This is a genomic window from Streptomyces sp. NRRL S-337, assembly GCF_000720175.1.
GTDB lineage: Bacteria > Actinomycetota > Actinomycetes > Streptomycetales > Streptomycetaceae > Streptomyces > Streptomyces siderophoricus.
Genome location: NZ_JOIX01000013.1, coordinates 107,547 through 128,756, shown reverse-complemented (window position 1 = coordinate 128,756; position 21,210 = coordinate 107,547). Strand labels below are relative to the sequence as shown.

At 72.8% G+C, this 21,210-nt stretch carries 19 protein-coding genes; 6 read left to right on the top strand and 13 right to left on the bottom strand.

What is annotated here, in order from left to right; translation table 11 throughout:
• Positions 1 to 71 precede the first annotated feature (71 nt).
• The 3 genes from IG62_RS0112520 to afsQ1 are packed head-to-tail and all read right to left on the bottom strand — an operon-like array spanning position 72 to position 3,237.
• A complete protein-coding gene (locus tag IG62_RS0112520; RefSeq protein ID WP_030801064.1) occupies positions 72 to 731 on the bottom strand; it encodes a hypothetical protein in 660 nt (219 codons plus the stop codon).
• Entirely contained in the window at positions 728 to 2,563 is a 1,836-nt protein-coding gene (locus tag IG62_RS0112515) for a sensor histidine kinase (protein WP_030801062.1), read from the bottom strand. Before IG62_RS0112515 ends, IG62_RS0112520 begins: the two co-directional genes overlap by 4 nt.
• A complete protein-coding gene (gene afsQ1, locus IG62_RS0112510; RefSeq protein WP_026169550.1) occupies positions 2,560 to 3,237 on the bottom strand; it encodes a two-component system response regulator AfsQ1 in 678 nt (225 codons plus the stop codon). The genes IG62_RS0112515 and afsQ1 overlap by 4 nt, the downstream gene beginning before the upstream one ends.
• Positions 3,238 to 3,480: 243 nt before the next feature.
• Between afsQ1 and IG62_RS0112505 the strand changes: the two genes are divergently transcribed.
• Positions 3,481 to 4,281: a SigE family RNA polymerase sigma factor gene (locus tag IG62_RS0112505; protein ID WP_030801060.1), complete on the top strand. Its 801-nt coding sequence runs from the start codon at positions 3,481 to 3,483 to the stop codon at positions 4,279 to 4,281.
• Positions 4,282 to 4,475: 194 nt separating this feature from the next.
• Here IG62_RS0112505 and IG62_RS0112500 read toward each other — a convergent pair whose 3' ends face one another.
• Together IG62_RS0112500 and IG62_RS0112495 are read right to left on the bottom strand one after the other, a co-directional pair.
• Complete coding sequence (locus IG62_RS0112500) at positions 4,476 to 4,952, bottom strand: OsmC family protein (RefSeq protein WP_030801058.1); 477 nt, start codon at positions 4,950 to 4,952, stop codon at positions 4,476 to 4,478.
• Positions 4,953 to 5,003: 51 nt separating this feature from the next.
• On the bottom strand, positions 5,004 to 5,702 hold the full coding sequence (locus IG62_RS0112495; RefSeq protein WP_420711062.1) for an ATP-binding protein: 699 nt from the start codon (positions 5,700 to 5,702) through the stop codon (positions 5,004 to 5,006).
• 173 nt (positions 5,703 to 5,875) lie between these two features.
• On the opposite strand from IG62_RS0112495, the gene IG62_RS0112490 reads away from it, so the two are divergent.
• Positions 5,876 to 6,334: a hypothetical protein gene (locus tag IG62_RS0112490; RefSeq protein WP_030801053.1), complete on the top strand. Its 459-nt coding sequence runs from the start codon at positions 5,876 to 5,878 to the stop codon at positions 6,332 to 6,334.
• An 85-nt stretch (positions 6,335 to 6,419) separates the two neighbouring features.
• Here IG62_RS0112490 and IG62_RS0112485 read toward each other — a convergent pair whose 3' ends face one another.
• Genes IG62_RS0112485 through deoC form a run of 3 tightly spaced genes read right to left on the bottom strand, consistent with a single transcriptional unit; the run spans position 6,420 to position 9,706 of the window.
• Positions 6,420 to 7,280, bottom strand: a complete 861-nt coding sequence (locus IG62_RS0112485; protein WP_030801050.1) for an aldehyde dehydrogenase family protein — start codon at positions 7,278 to 7,280, stop codon at positions 6,420 to 6,422.
• Positions 7,273 to 8,703 carry an aldehyde dehydrogenase family protein gene (locus IG62_RS0112480; RefSeq protein ID WP_030801048.1) on the bottom strand — a complete coding sequence of 477 codons (1,431 nt, stop codon included), beginning with the start codon at positions 8,701 to 8,703 and terminating at the stop codon, positions 7,273 to 7,275. The genes IG62_RS0112485 and IG62_RS0112480 overlap by 8 nt, the downstream gene beginning before the upstream one ends.
• 7 nt (positions 8,704 to 8,710) lie before the next feature.
• On the bottom strand, positions 8,711 to 9,706 hold the full coding sequence (gene deoC / locus IG62_RS0112475; RefSeq protein WP_030413150.1) for a deoxyribose-phosphate aldolase: 996 nt from the start codon (positions 9,704 to 9,706) through the stop codon (positions 8,711 to 8,713).
• A 129-nt stretch (positions 9,707 to 9,835) separates the two neighbouring features.
• Here deoC and IG62_RS0112470 point away from each other — a divergent pair, with 129 nt between their 5' ends.
• Positions 9,836 to 10,462, top strand: coding sequence for a PH domain-containing protein (locus tag IG62_RS0112470; protein ID WP_030801046.1), 627 nt, complete (start codon positions 9,836 to 9,838; stop codon positions 10,460 to 10,462).
• An 80-nt stretch (positions 10,463 to 10,542) separates the two neighbouring features.
• Here the strand turns inward: IG62_RS0112470 and IG62_RS0112465 are convergent, their stop codons facing one another.
• The 3 genes from IG62_RS0112465 to IG62_RS0112455 all read right to left on the bottom strand — a co-directional run bounded on the left by IG62_RS0112465 (position 10,543) and on the right by IG62_RS0112455 (position 13,885).
• Complete coding sequence (locus IG62_RS0112465; protein WP_030801043.1) at positions 10,543 to 12,222, bottom strand: phospho-sugar mutase; 1,680 nt, start codon at positions 12,220 to 12,222, stop codon at positions 10,543 to 10,545.
• A gap of 151 nt (positions 12,223 to 12,373) precedes the next feature.
• Positions 12,374 to 13,195, bottom strand: a complete 822-nt coding sequence (locus IG62_RS0112460; protein WP_030801041.1) for a purine-nucleoside phosphorylase — start codon at positions 13,193 to 13,195, stop codon at positions 12,374 to 12,376.
• Positions 13,196 to 13,447: 252 nt separating this feature from the next.
• Positions 13,448 to 13,885, bottom strand: coding sequence for a gamma-glutamylcyclotransferase (locus IG62_RS0112455; protein WP_030801033.1), 438 nt, complete (start codon positions 13,883 to 13,885; stop codon positions 13,448 to 13,450).
• A 138-nt stretch (positions 13,886 to 14,023) separates the two neighbouring features.
• Here IG62_RS0112455 and IG62_RS0112450 point away from each other — a divergent pair, with 138 nt between their 5' ends.
• Both IG62_RS0112450 and IG62_RS0112445 read left to right on the top strand, forming a co-directional pair.
• Entirely contained in the window at positions 14,024 to 15,469 is a 1,446-nt protein-coding gene (locus IG62_RS0112450) for an NAD(P)H-quinone dehydrogenase (protein ID WP_030801032.1), read from the top strand.
• A 343-nt stretch (positions 15,470 to 15,812) separates the two neighbouring features.
• Positions 15,813 to 16,796, top strand: a complete 984-nt coding sequence (locus IG62_RS0112445; protein ID WP_078871961.1) for a DeoR/GlpR family DNA-binding transcription regulator — start codon at positions 15,813 to 15,815, stop codon at positions 16,794 to 16,796.
• Between the two features lie 78 nt (positions 16,797 to 16,874).
• Here the strand turns inward: IG62_RS0112445 and IG62_RS0112440 are convergent, their stop codons facing one another.
• Positions 16,875 to 17,420 carry a TetR/AcrR family transcriptional regulator gene (locus IG62_RS0112440; protein WP_030413143.1) on the bottom strand — a complete coding sequence of 182 codons (546 nt, stop codon included), beginning with the start codon at positions 17,418 to 17,420 and terminating at the stop codon, positions 16,875 to 16,877.
• Between the two features lie 466 nt (positions 17,421 to 17,886).
• On the opposite strand from IG62_RS0112440, the gene IG62_RS0112435 reads away from it, so the two are divergent.
• Positions 17,887 to 19,071: an alpha/beta hydrolase gene (locus IG62_RS0112435; protein ID WP_030801027.1), complete on the top strand. Its 1,185-nt coding sequence runs from the start codon at positions 17,887 to 17,889 to the stop codon at positions 19,069 to 19,071.
• Positions 19,072 to 19,151: 80 nt separating this feature from the next.
• On the opposite strand, the gene IG62_RS0112430 is transcribed toward IG62_RS0112435, so the two are convergent.
• Complete coding sequence (locus IG62_RS0112430; protein WP_030801024.1) at positions 19,152 to 20,921, bottom strand: acetyl/propionyl/methylcrotonyl-CoA carboxylase subunit alpha; 1,770 nt, start codon at positions 20,919 to 20,921, stop codon at positions 19,152 to 19,154.
• Positions 20,922 to 21,210 lie beyond the last annotated feature (289 nt).

Genomic DNA, 21,210 nt, shown 5'->3' with positions numbered 1-21,210 from the left:
GGCGGGCGAAGCCTGTCGGAGGGGGGATGCGAAGCCCCAGGGGCGGCGAAGCCCATCTACGCCGTGACCCCTCAGCCGTTCCCCGTCAACGTGTCGCCCCACCCCGCGTGTTCGGCGATGTCCGGATTGGAGAGGACATCGGCGGAGCAGTCGTAGCGGTGGGGGGTGGTGTGGTCGGGGCCGGAGAGGACGGCTGCGTGGGTGCGGCCCAGGGCCGGGCTGGCGCCGTAGGTGCACACCAGTTGGGCCAGGGCGAACGACGGGAGGTCGTCCGGGGGGAGGCTCAGGCGGAAGGCGTCCGCCGGGTCGCCCGGGTGCGGGCCCTCGACCTTCAGGTCGGCGGGCAGTGCGCTGCTGAAGCCCGCCTTCTCCTCGTCGGGGGAGGGCGGCTGCTGCAGTGACCGGAGGAGGGCACGGGCGGTCCGCAGGCGGACGTCGGCGCCGGCCGGGGCCTTGGCCGGCGGGACCGTTCGTTCCACCTGGGCCAGGGCCGAGCCGCACACCAGGTACAGGGTGGCCCGGGTGCCCTCGCCCGGCGCGGCGTCGCCCGCCGGTGCCTTGCAGCTGACCCGCGCGGGCGCCCCGCCCGCGTCCACCGGCACGGACGTACCGCGGATCCCGCAGCCGGTCGCCGCCAGCGTCAGCAGCGCCACCGCCCCGGCGGTACGCCGCCACCCGTGTCCGGTCCGGCGTCCCGCCGGCCGTCCCGTCAGATCTCCCCGCCGCGTCATCGCCCGTCCTTCGTGCCGTCGTTACGGGGGCGGGGCCCGGGCCCGGCCGGGGAGCCGTCGCGTCGGCCGTCGTCGGCCAGGGGGGAGGCGTCCATCGGAAGGCGCAGCGTGAAGACCGCGCCGCCCTCGGGGAGGTTGGCCGCGGTGATCTCGCCGCCGTGGATGTGCGCGTTCTCCAGGGCGATGGACAGGCCCAGGCCGCTGCCCTCGGAGCGCGGGCGGGAGGCGCTCGCCTTGTAGAAGCGGTCGAAGACGTGCGGCAGCACCTCTTCGGGGATGCCGGGGCCGTGGTCCCGTACGCGGATCACCAGCTGGCCGCTGCCCGGCCGGGCGCCGCCCGTCGGCTGTCCGGCCCCCTGCGGCCCGTCGGCGGCCTGCTCCGGCCCGTCCGCGGTACGGAACGGGCCCGCCGGGCCGCCCGCCGCCGCGGGAGCCTCCTGGTCGGCGCCGCCCGGCGCCTCCTGACCGGCCGTGCCGTCCGGCTCCTCGCCTGCCGCGTCCTCGGTGCGCACCGACACCCGGACCGGCGAGCCGCCGTGTTTGAGGGCGTTGCCGATCAGGTTGGCCAGGATGACGTCGAGCCGCCTCGGGTCCAGCCGGGCCACGATGCCGCGGTCCGCGTCCAGGTCGACCGCGTCCAGCCAGGCCCGCGCGTCGATGCACGCCGTGACCTGGTCCGCGACGTCGACGTCGTCCAGCACCAGCCGGGCCGTCCCCGCGTCGAAGCGGGTGACCTCCATCAGGTTCTCCACCAGGTCGTTCAGCCGCCGGGTCTCGCTCACCACCAGCTGGACCGCGGGCGCGATCATCGGGTCGAGGGACTCGGCCTCCTCCTCCAGCACCTCGGAGACCGCGGTGATCGCCGTCAGCGGCGTGCGCAGCTCGTGCGACATGTCCGCGACGAAGCGGCGGGAGGCCGCCTCCCGGCCGCTCAGCTCCTCGACCCGTTGCTCCAGCCGCTCCGCCGTGCGGTTGAACGTCCGGGAGAGATCCGCGAGTTCGTCGGTGCCGGTCACCCGCAGCCGGGTGTCCAGCCGTCCCTCGCCGAGCTGCCGTGCCGCGTGCCCCAGCCGCTGTACGGGCCGCAGCACGGTCGTCGCGGCGGCCTGCGCCAGCAGCGCCGAGCCGACCAGCGCGAGCGCGGTCGCGATCCCCAGCGACCAGGCCAGCGAGTTGAGGTCCTGCCGCTCGGTGGCCAGCGACTTCATCATGTAGCCGGTCGGCCCGCCGCCGATCACCTTCGCCCCGGCGACGAGGTACGGGGTGTCCCCGATCTGCTTGCGCTGCCAGTACAGGTGGTGCGCATAGCGGTTGGACTCGTCGACCGGACGGACCTCGTTCACGGCCTTGCGCAGCGAGGCCGGCACCGTCGCAAGCGTCAGCAGGTCCTTGTCCGTGGTGGCCGCGCAGTCCTTGCCCGACCGGTCCACGCCGATCAGCAGCACCGCGTAGTTCTGCGGCCCGGCCGCCATCTGCCGTGCCGCGTCCTGGAGTTCGGCGCACCGCGGACGCAGCGGCAGCGACCGCGTACTGTCCTCCAGCGCCTTGCGGAAGTCCTTGAGCACCGCGTTCTGCGTGCGGTCCAGCACCGTGTTGCGGTTCAGCCAGTACGCGATGCCGGACGCGGACACCGCCGCGGTCAGCGCCACCAGCGCGAAGACCACCACCAGCCGCAGCCGCAGGCTCGTCCAGCGCAGCAGCCCCGGCGCCCGGCCGAGCAGCCGCAGCAGCCGGCTACCCGGCACGGGCGTGGACGCGGGCGCGTCAGGACCGCCGGCCGGGCCCTGCGCGCGCTCCTGCGCCGCCCCGCCGTCCGTGCCGCGTTCCCTCACTGCGGTGAGTCCAGCCGGTAGCCGACACCGCGGACCGTACGGATCAGGGTCGGCGAGGACGGCACGTCCTCCACCTTCGCCCGCAGCCGCTGCACACAGGCGTCCACCAGGCGCGAGTCGCCCAGGTAGTCGTGCTCCCACACCAGCCGGAGCAGCTGCTGCCGGGACAGAGCCTGGCCGGGCCGCCGGCTCAGCTCCAGCAGCAACCGCAGCTCGGTCGGTGTCAGTTGCAGATCCTCGCCGTTCTTGGTGACGGTCATCGCCGACCGGTCGATCACCAGCGAACCGAAGGTCGCCGAGTCACTGGACTCGCGCTCCCCGCGGCGCAGCACGGCCCGGATCCGGGCGTCCAGCACCCGCCCCTGGACCGGTTTGACGACGTAGTCGTCCGCCCCGGACTCCAGTCCCACCACGACGTCGATGTCGTCGTTGCGCGCGGTGAGCAGGATGATGGGCAGCTGGTCCGTACGCCGGATCCGGCGGCACACCTCGAAACCGTCGATGCCGGGCAGCATCACGTCCAGCACGATGAGGTCCGGGCGCTGCTCGCGCAGCAGCTTCAGACCGTCCTCGCCCGTCGCCGCGGTCACCACACGGTGACCCTGGCGGGACAGCGAGAGTTCGAGGGCCGTGCGGATGGCGTCGTCGTCCTCGATCAGCAACAGGAAAGGCACGTCCGCCATTCTGGCCCATGGGACGCCGGGACATCGACCAGTGGTCCCGCCCTACCCGGGCCGCCGCCCCTGCGAACCGTCCGCCGCGCCGGACCTGCCCCTGTGACAGGGCTGTGACAGTCGGCGGACAACGCGATGAAACTGCGTTGGCAGGCTTTGGGGCACCGGGAGAGATCAACACCGATCACCGCCCGGGACACCGAAACGGACCGAACGAGCCGGCTCTACGACGGGGGGCGCGAGATGACCACACTGCACGGCACCACTTCCAGCGCAGTTATCACGCGACTCCACGACGTCGTGCGGACACCGGAGAAGTCCGGTGCCGTGAGCCTGCGGGGGTGTGCTCGCGGCATCGGGCGTCAGCGGCCGCCGTACATGGTGGCCATCGACGCGACGACGGTGGAGATCAACGGGGGAACGGGACGGCACGGGGGAAGCGCCGTCCACGGGGGGAACAACGGGGGAGCGGAGTACGGGGAGGGCACGGGGGAACGGCGTTCCGCGTCGGAGGCGGCCGAGGCCGAAGCGGCCTTCACCGCCTACGTCCAGGAGCGCCGCGCCTCCCTGTACGCCACCGCCTACCACCTGACCGGGGACCGCCACGAGGCCGAGGACCTGCTGCAGAGCGCACTGTTCTCGACCTACCGGGCCTGGGACCGGATCAGCGACAAGGCGGCGCTCGGCGGCTATCTGCGCCGCACCATGACCAACCTGCACATCAGCGCCTGGCGCCGGCGCAAGCTCAACGAGTACCCGACCGAGGAGCTGCCGGAGACCGCCGGCGACGTGGACGCGATGCGCGGCACCGAGCTGCGCGCCGTGCTGTGGCAGGCGCTGGCCCGGCTGCCCGAGACGCAGCGCACCATGCTGGTGCTGCGCTACTACGAGGGCCGCACGGACCCGGAGATCGCGGACATCCTCAACATCAGTGTCGGCACGGTGAAGTCGAGTATCTGGCGCGCGCTGCGACGGCTGCGCGACGACGAGGTGCTCAGCTTCGGCCGTGACGAGGAAGAGTCCTTCGGCGAGCTGGTGGCCTGAAGGAACGGCGCGGCCCGCCGGGGGAACGGGCCGCGCCAACGGGGGAAAGACCCGAGGGGGACCTGAAAAGGACGCCCGAGGGGGAAAGGCCCGAGGGGGATCGGGGATACGGGGGAAGTACGGGGGAGATGAGCGGGTTCGGGCGGCCGGGGGGTCTGCCCGAGCCCGCTTCCGTGCGTCCGCCGCCGGCGCGGCTATGCGTCCCGCACCGTCACCACCGGCTCGTGCCGGACCGGGAAGTTCACCGAGTTGGCGATGAAGCACTTCTCGTGGGCGTCGTGGTGCAGGGCCCGGGCCCGTTCGAGGTCGTCCGCCGAGGCCACCTCGACGCGCGGCCGCAGCACCACCTCCGTGAACCGCCCGCCACCCTTGCCGTCCTCCGCCATCGTGCCCGCCGCGTCGTCCGCGTACCCGGTGACCACCACGCCGGCCAGCGCGCACAGCGCCAGATAGGACAGCATGTGGCACTGCGCCAGGGAGGCGAGCAGCAGCTGCTCGGGGTTCCAGCGGTCGGCCGTCCCGCGGAACGCCGGGTCCGCGGTGCCCGGCAGCGGCGGCAGTCCCTCGGCGCTGACCTCGTGGTCCCGGCCGTACGCCCGGTAGTTGCTGGTCCCCGTGCCGTTGTCGCCGGTCCAGGTGACCGTCGTGCGGTAGTGGTGTTCCCTCGGCATCAGTACGTCCTCCCCTGAGGTGGCGGGGCACCCGACGTGCCCGGCCGGCGGTCAGGAGCCTACGGCCGCCCGTTCCGCACCCGCGGTACGGGCCACACCCGCGGCGGAAATACGGGCCAGCGCCTCCGGCCGCGCGCACGGGTGGGCGCCCAGCGCCGTGTGGCGGGCCACCACCGACCGCTCGGCGCGCAGCAGCCGCAGCCCCCGGCGAATCAGGTACGGGACCGGTTTGCGGGCCTCTCGCAGATCCCGCTGCAGCCGCCGGCGGAAGGTGGTGACCGGATGCCCGCGCAGACACAGCGCATCGGCCAGCAGGCCCGCCGCCCGGCACGCCGCGATCACATCGGCGGCGAAGATGCCCTCGGCGATGAACAGCGGGGCGCCCCCGAGATCGAGTTCCGCGGCGCCGACCCGGGCGCTGAGCGAGATGTCGTACACCGGGACGTCCGTACGCCCCGTACGGCACAGCGCCTCGATCGCGGCGACGGCGGCACCGGCGTCCCAGGAGAGCGGCGAGTCCCAGTCCGCGCCGCCGCCGTCCGGCAGTTGGGGCAGCGTCGGGTCCGTCCCCTCCTTGTAGAAGTCGTCGAGACGGAGGACGGGCAGACCGCTGTGGGCGGCCAGGGACGTCTTGCCGGTGCCGGACGGGCCGGTCAGCAGGACGACGCGGGTGCGGGCACCTCCCGGCTCGACCGGGGTCGAGGGCTCGGAGGAGGGCGGCCGGGCGGCGGAGTCGGTGGTCACGGACAGCCATTGTCCCGCATTGCGCCGTGTGGGCTACCCCTGGCGCGCGAGGTGGCCCGCCCACCCGCAGCTCAACTACGCTACGCGGTCAGACGATTACCCGACGCCCCTGGAACGCCGCACGCTTCCGATATATTCCGACGCTTTTAGACGCTTTTCGAACCACAGGCAGGTGGCAGATGCCCTCCCACGCACGTCCCAAGCCCAGCCGCGTCCCGCGCACCCTGCTGCGCGCCGGCCTGGTGGTCTCCGCGGCCGGCGCCGCGCTCGCGGGGGGCGGTGCGGCGACGGCAGGCGCGGCCCCCGCGTCCACCCCGCACCACACTCCTGACCACAGCCCCGGTCACGGACCCGACCGGCACGGTCCCGGCCGGCACAGCACCGACACCGGCGCCACCGCCCACGCGTTGACCGGCGCGCTGCTGACCTCCGCGGCCGGCGGCGTCGGGCCGCTGAAGAACATCCAGGTGGACCCGCTGGCCAACACCGGCGTCGACCCGCTCGCCAACGCCGTCGGCACCCAGGTCGCCGACTTCAAGCCGCTCAGCACCGACCTGGTGACGGGCAGCCTCTCGCACGGTGCGGCGATCCGCGACGTCCCGCTGGTCAACAAGGTCGAACGGATCCTGCCCGGCTGACCGCCAACTCCCGTCCTGCTCCGGACACACCACCGCCCCGGGTGCCGCGGCACCCGGGGCGGTGGTGCGTCGTGGACGCGCCGGATCAGACACCCATCGGGTGCCAGACCGTCTTCGTCTCCAGGAAGGCCAGCAGCCGGTCCGTGCCCGGGTCGGCGCCCCAGTCCTCCGTGCGCGGGCGCAGCACCCGCTTGAGGTTGTCGGCCGCCGCGATCTCCAGCTCCTTGGCCAACCCGGCGTCCGCACCCGCGAGATCGAGCGCGTTGACGTCCTGGTGCGCGGCGAGCGGCGCGGCGATCTCCGCCGTACGGCCCGAGAGGACGTTGACCACACCGCCCGGCAGGTCGGACGTGGCCAGCACCTCACCCAGTGACAGGGCCGGCAGCGGGGACTTCTCCGAGGCGACCACCACGGTGGTGTTGCCGGTGACGACGGCCGGCGCGATCACCGAGACCAGGCCCAGGAACGACGACTTCTGCGGGGCCAGGACCGCGACCACACCGGTCGGCTCGGGCGAGGAGAGGTTGAAGTACGGGCCCGCGACGGGGTTGGCGCCGCCGGCGATCTGCGCGACCTTGTCGGACCAGCCCGCGTACCAGACCCAGCGGTCGATCGCCGCCTCCACCTGGGCGGTGGCCTTGGACCTGGACAGCCCCTCGGCGTCGGCGACCTCGGCGACGAACTGGTCGCGGCAGCCCTCCAGCATCTCGGCGATGCGGTAGAGGATCTGCCCGCGGTTGTACGCCGTGGCGCCCGACCAGCCGCCGAACGCCTTGCGGGCGGCGACCACCGCGTCCCGCGCGTCCTTGCGGGAGGACAGGGGTGCGTTCGCCAGCCAGTTGCCCTTCGCGTCACTCACCTCGTACACCCGGCCGCTCTCGGAACGCGGGAACTTCCCGCCCACGTACAGCTTGTAGGTCTTGAAGACCGACAGACGCTCAGACATCGAGGTACGCCTCCAGACCGTGCCGGCCGCCCTCGCGGCCGAAGCCCGACTCCTTGTAACCGCCGAACGGCGAGGCCGGGTCGAACTTGTTGAACGTGTTGGACCAGATGACACCCGCACGGAGCTTGTTCGCCATCCACAGGATGCGCGAGCCCTTCTCCGTCCAGATGCCCGCGGAGAGGCCGTACGGGGTGTTGTTGGCCTTCTCCACGGCCTCGGCCGGGGTGCGGAAGGTCAGCACGGACAGCACCGGGCCGAAGATCTCCTCCCGGGCGATCCGGTGGGCCTGGGTGACGCCCGTGAAGAGCGTGGGCGCGAACCAATAGCCGGCGGAGGGGAGTTCACAGGCCGGGGCCCAGCGCTCGGCGCCCTCGGCCTCGCCCGCGTCGGCCAGCTCGGTGATCCGGGCCAGCTGCTCGGCCGAGTTGATCGCACCGACGTCGGTGTTCTTGTCCAGCGGGTCGCCCACGCGCAGGGTCTGCATCCGCCGCTTGAGCGCGTCCAGCAGCTCGTCCTGGACCGACTCCTGCACCAGGAGGCGGGAGCCGGCGCAGCAGACGTGGCCCTGGTTGAAGAAGATGCCGTTGACGATGCCCTCGACGGCCTGGTCGATGGGGGCGTCGTCGAAGACGATGTTCGCCGCCTTGCCGCCCAGTTCCAGGGTGAGCTTCTTGTCGGTGCCGGCGACCGTACGGGCGATGGCCTTGCCGACCTCGGTGGAGCCGGTGAAGGCCACCTTGTTGACGTCGGGGTGGGCCACCAGCGCCGCGCCCGTCGAGCCGTCCCCGGTGAGGATGTTGACGACGCCCTTGGGCAGGCCCGCCTGGCGGCAGACGTCCGCGAAGAACAGCGCGGACAGCGGGGTGGTCTCGGCCGGCTTCAGCACGACCGTGTTGCCGGTCGCCAGCGCCGGGGCGATCTTCCACGCCAGCATCAGCAGCGGGAAGTTCCACGGGATGACCTGGCCCGCGACGCCCAGGGCGCGCGGGTTCGGGCCGTAGCCGGCGTGGTCGAGCTTGTCGGCCCAGCCCGCGTAGTAGAAGAAGTGCGCGGCGACCAGCGGCAGGTCGGCGTCACGGGACTCGCGGATCGGCTTGCCGTTGTCCAGCGACTCCAGGACGGCCAGCTCGCGCGAGCGCTCCTGGATGATCCGGGCGATCCGGAACAGGTACTTGGCGCGCTCGGCGCCCGGCAGCGCCGACCACTTCTCGAACGCCTTGCGGGCGGCCTTCACGGCCCGGTCGACGTCGTCGGTGGTGGCCTGGGCGACCTCGGACAGGACCTCCTCGGAGGAGGGGGAGACGGTCTTGAAGACCTTGCCGTCGGCGGCCGGGGCGAACTCGCCGTCGATGAACAGTCCGTAGGACGGCGCGATGTCGACGACCGAGCGGGACTCGGGTGCGGGTGCGTATTCGAAGGTCATGGGTGCCTCAGTCCACCGTGACGTAGTCGGGGCCGGAGTAGCGGCCGGTGCTGAGCTTCTGGCGCTGCATCAGCAGGTCGTTCAGGAGGCTGGAGGCGCCGAAGCGGAACCAGTCGGCGGTCAGCCAGGGCTCGCCGAGCGTCTCGTTGACCATCACCAGGTACTTGATCGCGTCCTTGGTGGTGCGGATCCCGCCGGCCGGCTTCACGCCGACCTGGACGCCGGTGGCGGCGTGGAAGTCGCGGACCGCCTCCAGCATCAGCAGCGTGACGGGCGGGGTGGCGTTCACGGCCACCTTGCCGGTGGAGGTCTTGATGAAGTCGGCGCCGGCCAGCATCGACAGCCAGGAGGCCCGGCGGACGTTGTCGTACGTCTGGAGCTCGCCGGTCTCGAAGATGACCTTCAGGTGCGCGGCCGAGCCGTCGGGCCGGGCGCAGGCCTCCTTGACGGCCTTGATCTCCTCGAAGACCTGCAGGTAGCGGCCTGAGAGGAAGGCGCCCCGGTCGATCACCATGTCGATCTCGTCGGCGCCGGCCGCGACCGCGTCCCGGGTGTCGGCCAGCTTGACCGGCAGCGCGGCGCGGCCGGCCGGGAAGGCGGTGGCGACGGACGCGACGTGGATGCCGGAGTCGCCGAGCGCCTCCTTGGCCGTCGCGACCATGTCGGGGTAGACGCAGATCGCCGCGACCTTGGGGGTGGTGCGGTCGGTGGGATCCGGGTTGATGCCCTTGGCGCACAGCGCCCGGACCTTGCCCGGGGTGTCCGCGCCTTCGAGGGTCGTCAGGTCGATCATCGAGAGGGCGAGGTCGATGGCGTACGCCTTCGCCGTGGTCTTGATCGAGCGGGTGCCGAGGGTGGCGGCGCGGGCTTCGAGGCCGACCGCGTCGACGCCGGGGAGGCCGTGGAGGAAGCGGCGCAGCGCACCGTCGTCGGCGGTCACGGCCGCCATTGACGCCAGACGCCCCGCGGCTTCCTTGCCGTATGCGGGAACAGTGATGGGCATGGTCACGAGGGGAGCATATCTACGCGCGTAGCGCAATGTCATCCCCCTGGACGCCGCCATTCCGGCCACTGCCCGAATGATGCCGTAACGCAATGTCCGGCATCCGGACGGTCAGGCAGAATCGGCGGCATGACGCGCCAGGACCGGACCACCCCGCCACCGCAGCAGTACGCCGAGCGCAGCTACCGCTCGCCCGCGGCCCTCGTCGGCGGCGTCCTGCTCCTGCTGCTCGGCGGCTGGCTCGGTGCCGACGCCCTGCTGCACGGCACCCCGCACGCCAAGCTGACCACGGTGTTCGCCGTGCTCCTCGGCGTCCCGCTGGTGGCCGCCTTCACCCTGCGGCCGCTGGTGCGGGCCGGCGACGAGCGGCTGACCGTGCGCAATCCGTTCCGTACGATCACGCTGCCCTGGAGCGCGGTCGAGGAGCTGCGCGCCTCGTTCTCCACGGAGGTGTTCACCACCGCCGGGAAATTCCAGCTCTGGGCCATCCCGGTCTCCCTGCGGCAGCGCAAGAAGGCGAACCGGCAGGCCCTGCGCGGCGCCGGCGCGGACACCCCCCGGTTCGGCCCGGACGCCGGCGCCGGACCGGCCCCGCGCGCCCTGGCCGACCAGGCCCTGGACGAACTGCGCGAGATCAAGGAACGCGTCGCGGGCCGGGCGGACACCCAGGGCGAGCCGGTGGTCCGCTGGGCGTACGAGATCCTCGCGCCCCTCGTGGCGGGCGCGGTCGGCCTCGTCGTGATGCTCGCGCTCTGACACACCCGGACTCCGGCTCCCCTACGGGAAAGGCCCCCCGCCCGAGGGCGAGGGGCCTTGCAGCAGGTGGCAGGGGACCGTCAGATCCCGGCCGCCGCCGACACGTCCTCCTTGATGGCGGCCAGGGTGGCGGCCGCCCTCGTGCGCGCCGCGTCGAGCGCCTCCGGCCCGGACACCGGCGCGACGACCTCCAGATAGCACTTCAGCTTGGGCTCGGTGCCACTGGGGCGCACGACGACACGGGCGGACTCGATGCCGGCCTCGGGGGAGCCGGAGAGGTAGTAGCGCAGTCCGTCGGTCGGCGGGAGGGCGTCGGTGCCCTGGTTCAGGTCGTCCGCCTGGGTCACCGCCAGACCGGCCAGCGCGGCCGGCGGCTGCTCGCGGAGCCGGCGCATCGCGTCGGCGATCAGCGTCAGGTCCTCGACCCGTACCGACAGCTGGTCGGTCGCGTGCACCCCGAACTCCACCGCGAGGTCGTCCAGCAGATCGGCGATCGTCCGGCCGGCCCGCTTGAGCTCCGCGGCCAGCTCGGTGACCAGCAGGGCGGCGGTGATGCCGTCCTTGTCGCGGACGCCCTCCGGGTCGACGCAGTAGCCGAGCGCCTCCTCGTAGGCGTACCGCAGACCGTCCACCCGGGCCAGCCACTTGAAGCCGGTCAGGGTCTCCTCGTAGGGCAGCGAGGAGGCCGCGGCGATACGGGACATCAGCTGCGAGGAGACGATGGTCGTCGCGAACGTGCCGGACGCCTGCTTGCTGACGAGGTGGGCGGCGAGCAGCGCGCCGACCTCGTCACCGCGCAGCATCCGCCAGCCCTCGGGGGTGCCGGGGGCCGGGACGGCGACGGCACAGCGGTCCGCGTCCGGGTCGTTGGCGATCACCAGGTCGACGTCTTCGCCCCGCTCCCGGGCGGTGGCGAACGCGAGGTCCATCGCGCCCGGCTCCTCCGGGTTGGGGAACGCGACCGTCGGGAAGTCCGGGTCCGGCTCGGCCTGCTCCGCCACGACCGCGGGGGCCGGGAAGCCGGCCCGGGCGAAGGCGGCGACGAGCACGTCCCGGCCGACGCCGTGCAGGGGCGTGTAGACGACGTCGAGGTCCCGGGCCGAGCCGGGCGTCAGCACCGCGTCCGTACGCGCCAGGTAGGCGTCCAGAACCGCGTCGTCGAGGGTCTCCCAGCCGGACCCGGGCCGCGGTACGTCCGACAGTGAGCGCACCGCGGCGATCTCCGCGGCGATCTCCCCGTCCGCGGGCGGCACGATCTGCGAACCGTCCCCCAGGTAGACCTTGTAGCCGTTGTCGCGCGGCGGGTTGTGGCTGGCGGTGACCTCGACGCCGGCCACCGCGCCCAGGTGCCGGATCGCGAAGGCCAGGACGGGGGTGGGCAGCGGCCGCGGCAGCAGCGCGGCGCGCAGGCCGGCGCCGACCATGACGGCCGCGGTGTCCCGCGCGAAGTCGGCGCTCTTGTGGCGCGCGTCGTAGCCGATGACGACCAGGCCGGAACCCTCGCCCTTCGCCTTCAGGTACGCGGCGAGGCCGGCCGCGGCCCGGATGACCACCGAACGGTTCATCCGCATCGGGCCCGCGCCCAGCTCCCCGCGCAGCCCGGCCGTGCCGAACTGCAGGGTGCCGGCGAACCGGGCCGCCAGCTCGTCGGTGTCCTCGGCCGCGATCAGCTTGGACAACTCGTCCCGGGTCTCCGGGTCGGGGTCCTCGGCCAGCCAGGCCCGGGCCCGGTCGATCAGCTCCGCGGATTCGGTAGCCACGTCATGCTCCTGCCTAGTGGATGCGGTGGGTGAGGTGGGTGCGGGGAACCGGAGCCGGCCCCGGCCCGGTCGCCGGACCGGCCGCGGCCGGGCCCTCGGCGGTCCGGCCATGGCGGCGGCGTGCGGCCATGGCCGGGCCCTCGGCCGGATCTCAGATCTTGCTGAGGACCTGTCCGAGCAGGCTCCCCATCCGGGTCGCGGAGTCGCGGCCGGCCTGCAGGACCTCTTCGTGGTTGAGCGGCTCACCCGTCATGCCGGCGGCGAGGTTCGTCACCAGCGACAGCCCGAGCACCTCCGCACCGGCCTCGCGGGCCGCGATGGCCTCCAGGACGGTGGACATGCCGACCAGGTCGGCACCCAGGGTCCGGATCATCTTGATCTCGGCCGGGGTCTCGTAGTGCGGGCCGGGGAACTGGACGTAGACGCCCTCCTCCAGGCTCGGGTCGATCTCCTTGCACAGCGCGCGCAGCCGCGGCGAGTACAGGTCCGTCAGGTCGACGAAGTTCGCGCCGACGATCGGGGAGGTGGCGGTGAGGTTCAGGTGGTCGCTGATGAGGACCGGCTGGCCCGGGCGCATGCCCTGGCGCAGGCCACCGCACCCGTTGGTGAGCACGACGGTCTTGCAGCCGGCGGCGACGGCGGTGCGGACGCCGTGCGCGACGGCGGCGACGCCCCGGCCCTCGTAGTAGTGCGTGCGGCCGAGGAAGACCAGGGCGCGCTTCTCGCCGATCTTGTAGGAGCGGATCTTGCCGCCGTGGCCGGCGACGGCCGGGGGCGGGAAGCCGGGCAGCTCGGTGACGGGGAATTCGTGCTCGGGCGCGCCCAGGGCCTCGGCTGCCGGCGCCCAGCCGGAGCCCATCACCAGGGCGACGTCGTGGGTCTCGGCGCCGGTCAGCTCGCGCAGGCGGGCGGCGGCGGCGTCGGCGGCGCCCTGGGGGTCGCGCGCGATGTCCGGGGTAACAGATGCGTTCACGCGGACGAGGGTAGCCGGTATTCCCCTACGCGCGTAGATGTCGCTGCTCACGGTGCTGGCAACGTTCTCTTGTGGCTTTTGACGAACGACCTGCCCCGGACATGCCGCGGTCCCGGCGCGGACAGGAAGTGAGCCCGGCGTGGACAGGAGGGGGCACGGCCCGGACAGGAGGTGAGCTCGGCCCGGGCATGAGGTGGGCACGGCCCGGCATCGGCAAGGCCCGGCGGGCGGCAGGACCGCCCGCCCGCCCCGTCAGCAAGGCCGCTTGCGGAGTTCCATGACGTAGTCGTGGGGGGCGCCGGCGGATTCGGCGGCGTCGGCGATCTCGCCCAGGTAGCGGGCGGAGGGGAGGCCGCCCTCGTAGCCGTTGAGGACGTAGATCCAGGCGGTCTCGTCGCCTTCGAGGGTGTGCACCCGGACCCGCATCCGGCGGTAGATACCCATGCCGACGCCCTCCCAGCGGTCCAAGGACTCCTCGTCCATCGGGGCGATGTCGTAGAGCGCGACGAAGAGCTGGGAGTCCGGGTCCTCGACCACCGTCGCGAGGGCGCCCTCCCACCCCATCTGCTCGCCGCCGAAGGTGAGCCGCCAGCCGCTGAGCCAGCCCGTGCCGCGCAGCGGCGAGTGCGGTGCGCGGCGGGACATCAGCCGCGCGTCGAGGTTGCCGGCGTACGCGGCGTAGAGCGACATGGTTCCGAGGGTACGGGAGGATGCCCGTCGGGCTCGTGGTACCGGAGGTTCGCACAAGGGCGGGGCAGCGCGCGTCCCGGCGCACGTAGGGGCCACACTCCGCCCCCGGGCGCGAGGGACGTACGGGCGTGCGGGACAATGGAGTACGTGACTCGGATCGTGATCATCGGTGGCGGACCCGGCGGATACGAAGCGGCCCTGGTGGCCGCCTCTCTCGGCGCGGAGGTGACCGTCGTCGACTGCGACGGTCTGGGCGGGGCGTCGGTGCTCACCGACTGCGTGCCGTCGAAGACCCTGATCGCGACGGCCGAGGTGATGACGACCTTCGACTCGTCGTACGAAGAGCTCGGCATCATCGTCGAGGACGACACCCCGTACAACGAGCGGCCGGCCCGCGTCGTGGGCGTTGACCTGGGGAAGGTCAACCGACGGGTCAAGCGGCTCGCGCTCGCCCAGTCGCATGACATCACGGCCTCGGTGACCCGCGCCGGCGGCCGGGTCATGCGCGGCCGCGGCCGGCTGGAGCCGGGCCAGGCGCCGGACGGTTCGCGCAAGGTGACGGTGACCGCGGCGGACGGGACGACCGAGGGCCTGATCGCGGACGCGGTGCTGATCGCCACCGGCGCGCACCCCCGCGAGATCCCGGACGCCCTGCCCGACGGCGAGCGGATCCTGAACTGGACGCAGGTCTACGACCTCGACGAGCTGCCCGAGGAGCTCATCGTGGTCGGGTCCGGTGTCACGGGCGCCGAGTTCGCCGGTGCCTATCAGGCGCTCGGCTCCCGCGTCACGCTGGTCTCGTCCCGGGACCGGGTGCTGCCGGGTGAGGACCCGGACGCCGCCGCGGTCCTGGAGGACGTCTTCCGGCGGCGCGGCATGAACGTCATGGCGCGTTCGCGGGCGCAGTCGGCCAAGCGGGTGGGCGACCGGGTCGAGGTGACGCTGGCCGACGGCCGGACGATCTCCGGTACGCACTGCCTGATGGCGGTCGGTTCGATCCCCAACACCGAGGGCATGGGCCTGGAGGGTGCCGGGGTCAAGCTGAAGGAGTCCGGCCACGTGTGGACGGACAAGGTCTCGCGGACCAGCGCGCCGGGCGTGTACGCGGCGGGTGACTGCACCGGCGTCTTCGCGCTGGCGTCGGTCGCGGCGATGCAGGGCCGGATCGCGATGTACCACTTCCTCGGTGACGCGGTCGCGCCGCTGAACCTCAAGACGGTTTCCGCGAACGTCTTCACCGACCCGGAGATCGCCACGGTCGGTTATTCGCAGGCCGACGTCGACGGCGGGAAGATCGACGCCCGGGTCGTGAAGCTTCCGCTGCTGCGCAACCCGCGGGCGAAGATGCAGGGCATCCGCGACGGTTTCGTGAAGCTGTTCTGCCGTCCCGGTACGGGCATCGTGGTCGGCGGTGTGGTCGTTTCCCCGCGCGCCAGCGAGCTCATCCACCCGATCTCGATCGCGGTCGACAACAATCTGACCGTCGAGCAGATCGCCAGCGCGTTCACCGTGTACCCGTCGCTGTCCGGTTCGATCGCCGAGGTCGCCCGGCAGCTGCACGCACGGAAGACGGGCAGCGAGTAGGCGGGGCGGTGTCCGGCCGGGCCGCGCGGTGAACAACCGATAAAGCGCCGATATGCGGCCGGCCGGCGGCGATTGAAAACTTTGTGCTGCCGGTGAGCACTTGGGATGAAACGTCCCTGCAGCCCGCTCGGGCGGGGCGGGCGCGCGACCGGCGCGAGGTTCCGCCGCGGCCCGGCCGGCAGGCCGGTTGACCAGGCAGCAAGCGGTTGGCGGGGCAAGGGAGTTCGAGGTCCGCGCGACATATGCACCGCGCATACCACGTCACGCTGTGCGGTGTGAACAACTTCCGTTAATTGGTGCAACCTGCTGAAAACAGACGGTCGTTGGCGTTACTGTCAGTTTCGTGTTCGCTGCAGAACGTCGCCAATTGATCCTTGAAATGGTGCGCGCCAACGGAGCGGTTTCGCTCCGGGAGCTCGCCCGCGTCGTCCAGACCTCCGAAGTGACCGTACGGCGGGACGTGCGGGCGCTGGAGGCAGAGGGACTGCTCGACCGCCGGCACGGCGGCGCGGTCCTCCCGGGAGGCTTTACCCGCGAATCCGGATTCCCGCAGAAATCCCATCTAGCGACCGCGGAGAAAACGGCCATCGCCGATCTCGCGGCCGGTTTCGTCGACGAGGGCGAGGCCATCGTCGTCGGCGCCGGAACGACCACCCAGGAACTGGCCCGCCGGCTCGCCCGGGTGCCCGGGCTGACCGTCGTCACCAACTCCCTGCTGGTCGCCCAGGCGTTGGCGCACGCCAACCGCGTCGAGGTGGTGATGACCGGGGGCACCCTGCGCGGCTCCAACTACGCGCTGGTCGGCAGCGGTGCCGAGCAGTCCCTCCAGGGCCTGCGGGTGTCCCGTGCCTTCCTGTCGGGCAGCGGGCTGACCGCCGAGCGCGGGCTGTCCACGTCCAACATGCTCTCCGCGAGCGTCGACCGGGCGCTGGTGCAGGCGGCGGGGGAGGTGGTGGTGCTCGCCGACCACACCAAGCTCGGTTCCGACACGATGTTCCAGACCGTGCCGACGGATGTGATCACCCGCCTGGTGACGGACGAGCCGCCGGCCCACGACGACCGTGCCGCGACGGAGCTCCAGGCACTGGCCGACCAGGGCGTCCAGATCGCCGTCGCCGGCGGTACGGGTGCCGGACATGGCAGCGGTCAGCCGGGCCTGGACGGCGGGGCGGGTGACCGCCGTGGCCACCGGCGGGACGTCCCGCTGCCGGGCCAGCGGCGCAGCCACGGGCCGGGCGGGGGCGGGGGACCGCAGCTGCGGTCGGCCCCGTCGCTGTCCGAGGCGCCGGGCGGCCGGGTCGCGGACCTCGCCCCGCGGCGGCGCTGAGGACCGCGGGCACCAGAGTTCCGGCCCGGTCGGCGTTCCTGCCGGGCCAGGGCTTCCACACGTCAGGGCTTACACCCGTCAGGGCTTCAGGCCGGTCAGGGTCAGGGTCAGCAGCCGGTCGGCGAGTTGCGGGTCGTCCGGGGACTCCTCGACGGCCAGCGCGATGCCGTTGGTCAGCTGCATCAGATCGCTGATGTTCACGTCGGGCCGTACCGCCCCGGCCTGCTGGGCGCGGGCCAGCAGCGCGCCGCCGGCCTCCCGCATCGGTACGCTGCACCGCGCCATCCCCGAGCTCTCGTCCGCCGACGCCGTCATCAGGGCGCGGGACAGTCCGCGGTAGGTGCTGGCGTGGGTGATGATCGCGCGCAGCCAGTCGACCAGCGCGGCGCACGGCTGCGGGGCGTCGGCGAGCTCCCGGGCGTAGCCGAGCAGGGCGTCGACCTCGCTCTGGAAGACCGCGCCCATGAGGGCGGTGCGGTTGGGGAAGTGCCGGTAGAGGGTGCCGATGCCGACGCCGGCGCGGCGCGCGATGTCCTCCAGCGAGGTGTCCGTGCCGTGCTCGGTGAAGGCCGTACGGGCCTCGGTCAGCAGCCGTTCGTAGTTGCGGCGGGCGTCGGCCCGCATCGGTCGCACGTCCGGTGACCGCACCGCCGCGGTCGCCGGCGGGCCGCCCACCTGCCGCTGCCCTGCCGTCTCGGTGCCCATCGCCGTCCTCCCTCGACCCGGCCGGTCGCGGCCCGGTGGCTCCAGGATGCCATTGCCGGATCGCGGGGTGATCCGGTGCGGTGCGCAAGGATTTCCGGACCGGTGCGAAGAGCTCCTCCGGTCGCCGTCGCCCGGTCCTCGCCGGCCCGCCCTCCGCCCCGTGCGCCCGCCTCCCGTAGCCACCCGGCGGCCTCCGCGTGAAGTCCCGGCGTACCGCGGTGGTCGCGCGGCCGAACTCCTGCGGGGGCCCGCAACGCCGGGGCGTCAAGGGACATCAAACCTGGCGCAATGAGGTCTTCCGGGCTCTTCCGGAGGACCGCGGAATACGCCGTGGCGGGCCGCCGGGGGAGCGGCGCACGGCGCGGGACGTCTGGGGAAATACGTCATGGGACTGACCAGCCGGTCGCTGTTGTACGCCATGGCCGCGGTCGCCGTGGTCTGTGTGGCGCTCACGCTCTGGCGGTGGCCGCGGTTCGCCGGGCGCGGCCCGCGGGCGCTGCTGGGGCGGCTCGGTTCGATCGTGGCGACCCAGCTGGCCGTCGTCTCGGCACTCGGCCTGGCGGTGAACGCCAACTTCCAGTTCTACGCGTCGTGGCACGAACTGCTCGGGCTGTACGACGATGCGCCGGCCGCGCTCGGGAAGTGGGGCGACGGCGGTGCGGCGGGCCCGGCCGGCGATCCGTCGAAGGGGCTGGTGCAGACGTCCGGCCCGGACGGCCTGGGCAAGGTGCACGGGCTGCCGAAGGGCCGGCCGGAGCTGGTGGGCCGGGTCGAGTCGGTGCGGATCGTCGGGCGGCGGACCCGGGCGGTGGACCCGGCGTACGTCTATCTGCCGCCGCAGTACTTCCAGCCGCAGTACGCCCGCCAGCGCTTCCCGGTCATCGTCGCGCTGAGCGGCTACCCGGGCGGTACGTTCCTGCTGGGGCAGCACCTGCGGCTGCCGCAGACCGCCGCCACGATGATCCGGTCCGGCCGGATGCAGCCGACGGTCATCGTGATGCTGCGGCCCACGATCGCGCCGCCGCGCGACACCCAGTGCGTCGACGTGCCCGGCGGCCCGCAGGCCGAGACGTTCTTCGCGCGGGACGTGCCGGAGGCGCTGAAGTCGCACTACCGCGTCGGCCACGACCCGGGCGGCTGGGGCGTCCTGGGCTACTCCTCGGGCGGCAGCTGCGCCCTCCAGCTGGCCATGCGGCACGACCGTACGTACACCTCGGCGGCTGCCCTCTCGCCCGACTACAAGGTCAGCAACGACCCGACCACCGGCAACCTCTTCGGTGACGGCCGGGACCGGGTCCGGCGGCGCCAGGAGCACGATCTGATGTGGCGGCTGCGGCACCTGCCCGCGCCGCAGGTGAACGTGCTGATCGGTACGAGCCGTACCGGCGAGAAGAACTACCCGGCCGCGCGGGCCTTCCTGGCCGCGGTGCGCCCCCCGATGAAGGCGGACTCGGTCGTCCTCGACCACGGCAGCCACAACTTCGCCACCTGGCGGCGCGAACTGCCCGCCGCGCTCACCTGGATGAACGAGCAGCTGACGTTCCCGGAGGACGTGGTGGGGAACTCGTAGCGGCGGGGCGGAAACGCGTGAGGGGCTTCCGGCATCGCTGCCGGGAGCCCCTCACGCGTCGTGCGGACCGCTGCCGCGGATCAGTCCTTGATCTCGCAGATCACCGCGCCGGACGTGAGCGCGGCGCCGACCTCGGCGGTCAGGCCCTTGACCGTGCCGGTGCGGTGGGCGTTGATGGGCTGCTCCATCTTCATGGCCTCCAGGACGACGACCAGTTCGCCCTCGGTGACCTGCTGGCCCTCCTCGACGGCGACCTTGACGATGGTGCCCTGCATCGGGGAGGCGAGGGCGTCGCCGGAGGCGGCGCTGCCGGCCTTCTTGGTGGCCTTGCGCTTGGGCTTGGCACCGCCGGCGACCGCGGCCCGGGCCAGCGGCATCCCCAGCGAGGACGGCAGCGAGACCTCCAGGCGCTTGCCGCCGACCTCGACGACGACCGTCTCGCGGGCGTCGGCCTCGGACTCCTCGCCGCCGGGCGCGGCGAACGGCGGGATCTCGTTGACGAACTCGGTCTCGATCCAGCGGGTGTGGACCGTGAACGGGTCGGCGGAGCCGGTGAGTTCGGGCGCGAAGGCGGGGTCCTGGACGACCGCGCGGTGGAACGGGATGGCGGTGGCCATGCCCTCGACGGTGAACTCCGCCAGCGCCCGGGCGGCCCGCTGCAGGGCCTGCTCGCGGGTGGCACCGGTGACGATCAGCTTGGCCAGCAGGGAGTCCCAGGCCGGGCCGATGACCGAGCCGGCCTCGACACCGGCGTCCAGCCGGACACCGGGGCCGGTGGGCGCGTCGAACCGGGTGACGGTGCCGGGCGCGGGGAGGAAGTTGCGGCCCGGGTCCTCGCCGTTGATGCGGAACTCGAAGGAGTGGCCGCGCAGCGCCGGGTCGCCGTAGCCGAGCTCCTCGCCGTCGGCGATCCGGAACATCTCGCGGACCAGGTCGATGCCGGTGACCTCTTCGGTGACCGGGTGCTCGACCTGGAGGCGGGTGTTGACCTCCAGGAAGGAGATGGTGCCGTCCTGGCCGACGAGGAATTCGCAGGTGCCCGCGCCCTCGTAGCCGGCCTCCTTGAGGATGGCCTTGGACGCGCGGTACAGCTCGGCGTTCTGTTCGGCCGTCAGGAAGGGCGCGGGGGCCTCCTCCACCAGCTTCTGGTGGCGGCGCTGCAGCGAGCAGTCACGGGTCGAGACGACGACCACGTTGCCGTGCTTGTCGGCCAGGCACTGGGTCTCGACGTGCCGCGGGCGGTCCAGGTAGCGCTCGACGAAGCACTCGCCGCGGCCGAAGGCGGCGACCGCCTCGCGCACCGCGGAGTCGTACAGCTCCGGGACCTCGTCGAGGGTGCGGGCGACCTTCAGGCCGCGGCCGCCGCCGCCGAAGGCCGCCTTGATCGCGATCGGCAGGCCGTGCTCCTTGGCGAAGGCGACGACCTCCTCCGCGCCGGAGACCGGGTCGGGGGTGCCGGCGACCAGCGGGGCGCCGGCGCGCTGGGCGATGTGCCGGGCCGCGACCTTGTCGCCGAGGTCGCGGATGGCCTGCGGGGGCGGGCCGATCCAGGTCAGCCCGGCGTCGAGCACCGCCTGCGCGAACTCGGCGTTCTCGGAGAGGAAGCCGTAGCCGGGGTGGATGGCGTCCGCGCCCGAATCGGCGGCCGCAGCCAGGACCTTGGCGATGTCCAGGTAGCTGGTGGCAGGAGTGTCACCGCCCAGGGCGTATGCCTCGTCTGCCGCGCGGACGTGCAGTGCGTCCCGGTCGGGGTCGGCGTAGACAGCGACGCTGCCGATCCCCGCGTCCCGGCATGCACGGGCAACGCGAACAGCGATTTCGCCACGGTTGGCGATGAGCACCTTGCGCACGATGGGTCCTTCCTTGGCGCTTCGCCGCAACAAAGGGATGCGGCGATTTTAGGGACTGGCGACACCGCGTGCCGACCCGTTCCCTGGGGTGAGCTTTCCCACACGGAGTGTGCTCGGGGCGCCAGTGAGGGACCTAAGTCCCCTGGTATCCCAGGGTAGGCCCGGATTCCCGGGCTCCGGCGCGGGACGCGGTGTGGCCTAGATCTCGAACGTTCCGCATCCAGCGGATCGTCAATTCTTTGTGGAGTCCCTACGAATGGGCGAAGGAAACTTTGCGGGCCGCTGCGTC

What these genes read in the sequence shown, in the direction of transcription:
- IG62_RS0112505 (WP_030801060.1), top strand. Translation starts at nt 3,481, where the DNA reads ATGACCACACTGCACGGCACCACTTCCAGCGCAGTTATCACGCGACTC.
- IG62_RS0112440 (WP_030413143.1), bottom strand. Translation starts at nt 17,420, where the DNA reads ATGCGGGCCGACGCCCGCCGCAACTACGAACGGCTGCTGACCGAGGCC.
- IG62_RS0112455 (WP_030801033.1), bottom strand. Translation starts at nt 13,885, where the DNA reads ATGTCGCTCTACGCCGCGTACGCCGGCAACCTCGACGCGCGGCTGATG.
- IG62_RS0112500 (WP_030801058.1), bottom strand. Translation starts at nt 4,952, where the DNA reads ATGCCGAGGGAACACCACTACCGCACGACGGTCACCTGGACCGGCGAC.
- IG62_RS0112520 (WP_030801064.1), bottom strand. Translation starts at nt 731, where the DNA reads ATGACGCGGCGGGGAGATCTGACGGGACGGCCGGCGGGACGCCGGACC.
- IG62_RS0112485 (WP_030801050.1), bottom strand. Translation starts at nt 7,280, where the DNA reads ATGTCTGAGCGTCTGTCGGTCTTCAAGACCTACAAGCTGTACGTGGGC.
- IG62_RS0112435 (WP_030801027.1), top strand. Translation starts at nt 17,887, where the DNA reads ATGGGACTGACCAGCCGGTCGCTGTTGTACGCCATGGCCGCGGTCGCC.
- IG62_RS0112490 (WP_030801053.1), top strand. Translation starts at nt 5,876, where the DNA reads ATGCCCTCCCACGCACGTCCCAAGCCCAGCCGCGTCCCGCGCACCCTG.
- deoC (WP_030413150.1), bottom strand. Translation starts at nt 9,706, where the DNA reads ATGCCCATCACTGTTCCCGCATACGGCAAGGAAGCCGCGGGGCGTCTG.
- IG62_RS0112480 (WP_030801048.1), bottom strand. Translation starts at nt 8,703, where the DNA reads ATGACCTTCGAATACGCACCCGCACCCGAGTCCCGCTCGGTCGTCGAC.
- IG62_RS0112470 (WP_030801046.1), top strand. Translation starts at nt 9,836, where the DNA reads ATGACGCGCCAGGACCGGACCACCCCGCCACCGCAGCAGTACGCCGAG.
- IG62_RS0112450 (WP_030801032.1), top strand. Translation starts at nt 14,024, where the DNA reads ATGGAGTACGTGACTCGGATCGTGATCATCGGTGGCGGACCCGGCGGA.